This is a genomic window from Ewingella sp. AOP9-I1-14 (genome assembly GCF_052375995.1).
Lineage (GTDB): Bacteria > Pseudomonadota > Gammaproteobacteria > Enterobacterales > Enterobacteriaceae > Ewingella > Ewingella allii.
In genome coordinates this window covers 1-3,811 of sequence record NZ_JBQSVA010000029.1, presented here as the reverse complement: position 1 = coordinate 3,811, position 3,811 = coordinate 1, and the positions used below count along the sequence as shown (strand labels likewise).

The 3,811-nt window shown below is 57.5% G+C and carries 4 protein-coding genes; all 4 read left to right on the top strand.

The genetic code is table 11. From position 1 onward, the window contains the following. Positions 1 to 67 precede the first annotated feature (67 nt). Positions 68 to 277, top strand: a complete 210-nt coding sequence (locus tag ACT3RT_RS22970) for a DUF905 family protein (protein WP_496203780.1) — start codon at positions 68 to 70, stop codon at positions 275 to 277. A 71-nt stretch (positions 278 to 348) separates the two neighbouring features. Continuing rightward, complete coding sequence (locus ACT3RT_RS22965; RefSeq protein WP_496203779.1) at positions 349 to 2,397, top strand: ParB/RepB/Spo0J family partition protein; 2,049 nt, start codon at positions 349 to 351, stop codon at positions 2,395 to 2,397. Between the two features lie 40 nt (positions 2,398 to 2,437). After that, positions 2,438 to 2,884: a conjugation system SOS inhibitor PsiB family protein gene (locus tag ACT3RT_RS22960; RefSeq protein ID WP_353504300.1), complete on the top strand. Its 447-nt coding sequence runs from the start codon at positions 2,438 to 2,440 to the stop codon at positions 2,882 to 2,884. A 50-nt stretch (positions 2,885 to 2,934) separates the two neighbouring features. Beyond that, positions 2,935 to 3,615: a plasmid SOS inhibition protein A gene (locus tag ACT3RT_RS22955; protein ID WP_496203778.1), complete on the top strand. Its 681-nt coding sequence runs from the start codon at positions 2,935 to 2,937 to the stop codon at positions 3,613 to 3,615. Positions 3,616 to 3,811: the final 196 nt, after the last annotated feature.

Here is a 3,811-nt window from a genome sequence, read left to right as displayed (position 1 = left end):
TACACAAAACGTCAAGACCGCCGCTCCTGAATCTTCCGAAAGATGGGGGACGAAAGAACAACGCGTCCTGTTGCCTGCCGGTCAATTCACCCGCCAGCAGGCGGAGGCCGTAGCAGCGGCATACAGCAATATCGCTATTGAGGACGATCAGGGGACGCATTTCCGCCTTGTCCTGCGCGTGTTCGGGCAGATGGTCTGGCGGGCGTGGAATTTCCAGCCTGCGGCGGGGGCAGAGTTTAACAAATTCATCGTCAGCAACGGCGTGAGAAAGCAGTAAGGCAGTGAAGTGAGGTGCCGGACGGGGAAAACGTCCGGCAGACATAAATCAAAACTTATGAGGTATCAACTATGTCAGTAACCGAGTCTAAAGCAGTATCTACAACCCGTAAAGCAGCAAAAAATCCTAAAAACTCCGCGCAGAGCGCCGCCGTGGAGCAGGCACTGGCAAATACGCCGGTCGAGATGGTGCCCCTGAGCCAGCTGACACTGTCACCGCTGAATGTGCGTAAAGTGTCCCCCGATCCGGTGAAATTGCAGGAACTGGCAGACAGCATTCGCGCCGTGGGCGTGTTGCAGAACCTGATCGTACATCTGTTGCCGGATGGCCTGTTGGGTGCCGCCGCCGGTGGCCGCCGTTTTCGTGCCCTGAACATCCTGCTGAATGGCGGGATGATCACCGCAGATTACGCGGTGCCGGTGAAGACCGTCAGCGAAGACATGGCAAAAATCGTCTCCGCAACGGAGAACTTTCAGCATGAAGAGATGCACCCTGCCGACCAGATTGCGGTGTTTGGTGAAATGAGCCGCGAAGGGAAAACGGCGGCACAAATCGCGGGTGTGCTCGGCTACAGCACTAAACACGTTCAGAAATTCCTGCGGCTGGCAGGCATGGCTCCGGCGTTGCTTGCGGCGCTGGCCGAAGACAAGCTCAACGTTGACCAGTTGCAGGCCCTGTCGGCCAGCGAAGATCAGGAACGCCAGCTGAACGTCTGGGAAAATGCCTTCGGCTATTACCGCAACCCGAAGGAACTGCGGGAAGCGGTGCTCAAGGGCGAGGTGCCCGCTGCAGGCAACCGCCTGCTCGACTTTGTCGGGCGTGAAGCTTACGAACAGGCAGGCGGCGGGTTCCGCTACGATTTGTTCTCTGATGAAGGCTTTATCGGCGATACCGTGCTGCTCCACACCGTCGCCCGTCAGAAATTGACGGATATTGCCGCCGGCATTGCGCAGGCCGAAGGATGGTCATGGTCGGAGGGGCGCACCGAGGGGGTGAGCACCTACGGTGAAGATGCAGAGCGTTATCTGTTACTCAAACAGCCTGCCGGTGAACTGACTCCCGAGGAACGTGCGCGGTTTGATGCGCTCGATAAGCAGTTGGAAACGCTGTCTGAGCAGGATGATGACGAAGACGCAGACCATGACGCACTGGAACTGGCTGCAGATGGCTGTCAGGCCGAAATGGACGCCATCGAAGCCGCCGCAAACATCCGGGCATGGGATGCCGATGTTCGTGCCCACGGCGGCGTGGTGGTGTCACTGTTGCACGGGGCGATTTCTGTCCGTCGCGGCGTGATGCTGCGCAGCGACCTGCCGGAAATTGCCGCAGATGATAAAACCGGTGTTAATCAGCACCTCAGCAGTATCCGCACTGAAGGCAGCGAAGAAGAATCTGCGCAACCACAGGCCAAACCGCTGAGCGCCGCACTGGTCAAAAGCCTGTCCAGCGAGCGCACCTTAGCCGTACAGGCGGCACTGGCGGCACAACCGCAAATGGCACTGGTGATTTTTGTGCACGATTGCCTGAAATCCACCTTTACCACCCATTCATATACGGCATCCACCCTCAAAGTTTCGCTGCATGCTCACACCGGCAACCTGCTCGACAATGCCCCGACCGCAAACGACGGACTGGCGATGCAGCATCTTAACGCCATGCACGAGGCGTGGCAGGCACTGCTGCCGGACAACTGGCACGAAAGCTGGGACTGGTTACTTGCGTGGGATACGCAGCAGCTGATTTCTGTCATGGGCTATTGCCTTGCCAAAACGCTGAACGGGGCATCAGAACGCCTGAGCCACAAAGACAGCAAGGCAGGAAAAGAACTCGAGCCGGTGGAGGCGATGCTGGGCTTCACGCTGCGCGACTGGTGGCTGCCGACAAAGGCCAATTTCTTCGGGCGTATTAGCAAAGAGCAGATTTCTGACAGCCTGTCGCAGGCCGGTCTGGACGGCGCGGCACGGGACGCCCTCAAAATGAAAAAAGCCGAGGCAGCAGAACTGGCTGAAGACAAAATCACACTGACCAGTTGGGTGCCTGAATGCTTGATGGCTGTCTGTGAGCAGCCGGACGCTGGTACGGATACTGACACTCACACCGCCGCAGCCATTGCCGCCTGATAAGGAGACGCCGCTCCGTGAAGGAGCGGCATATAACACCATGAAAAACCGTCAACCTCATTTTCTTGCCAACCTTCTGGGCTGCCAGCCAGCAGGGGCAGACATGTCTCCCGAACTGCGTGGCAACGTCCGTCAGATGTTTACGGACTCTGTTCTGCAAAACGTTGATCTGCCCGCTGCATGGTCTGTTGATGTGCCTGCGCCCTGCGAAGAGGGGTTTCTGTCGAGCTGCTGCGTGCTGACGGCGGCGCCTGATATCCGGCTTATCTTCGGGCATGGCGGAGCAGATGCCCCCTTCTGGTCGATGGGGCTGTTGTTTGACAACGATTTATCGGTCGCGTGGTTATTTGTGTCTGAGGTTATCGATAACGCTGCAATAGCGGCTATCGGGCGCGAAATTGAGCGCATCGATGAGTATGTGCATGCGGGATATACCGGCGCGGGCAGACTGGCCGCCGCCTTGCGGTTTACGGGGGTGGCCGTATGATCCCCCGCTCACATGCGTTAGTCCCGTTACAGCCTCAGCGGCGGGCAGCCATGCAGGCCATTGGTTATGTTGAACGTCGCAGTGAGACGGCCCACCGGATGGGGAGATACCCCTATGCCCATGCCTTTTTCCGGTTTATGGGCAAACCGGCTATTGGCGTAGATGACATCCGGATGCTCGACGGTACTTTTGACCCCAGCCAGCGGGGGCGTCCGGGTAAGGAGCGATACATCGCCGCCCTCGATATGCTTATTTCGACACGGGGCGCATCGTGCCCCTCTCCGTTGTCGGGCGGAGTAGGGCACAGCCTGTTCCCTGAAGTTGAACGCAGAGAGCGGCAGCGGGGGGAACAGCGTGCCCGTCTGAAGGCTAACCGCAGGCAAAATGTTGAAGCAAAAGCAGGGGAACAGAAGCGGATACGCTATGAAACGCTGTTGGGGCAGGCTGAGATCGAGCTGGCATTTTGTACCCCGAGCACGGTCAGGCCGTGGTACGACAACTGGTCGCGCAGAGACTTGCTACTCCACGATTTAGGCGAACTGGTTTACGCGTGGTTTTCACGCTTTCCCAGTCTCGGGCATTTTGACCGGTACTTTCTGCGGTATGAACCGCTGTGGGTGGTGATGCTGGAAGTAAACCGGCACGCTGACGAACAGAGTGAGTTTGAGGTCTACCTTGATCGCCTGATGCTGCCGAATCGTCTGTCTGACCTGGAGAGAAAAGAAAGATAAACCCGCAAGCTGCTGCGGCTGCGCCGCGGCGGCTTTGCTTTGCCTCCGGTCTGTTTCACCGGCTTCTCTCTTTCATTCCTTTCGTACGTTTCCTCTCCTGGCTTCCCCTGTTCTTCTTCATTTGCTTATTTCTTTGATTCTTCTCCCTGTCCATCGATGTCCGGCTTTTCTTTTCCACAACAAACCACAAAGGCTA

Bases quoted from the DNA above. Each gene is read 5' to 3' on its own strand.
- ACT3RT_RS22965 (WP_496203779.1), top strand. From the start codon at position 349: ATGTCAGTAACCGAGTCTAAAGCAGTATCTACAACCCGTAAAGCAGCA.
- ACT3RT_RS22960 (WP_353504300.1), top strand. From the start codon at position 2,438: ATGAAAAACCGTCAACCTCATTTTCTTGCCAACCTTCTGGGCTGCCAG.
- ACT3RT_RS22955 (WP_496203778.1), top strand. From the start codon at position 2,935: ATGCAGGCCATTGGTTATGTTGAACGTCGCAGTGAGACGGCCCACCGG.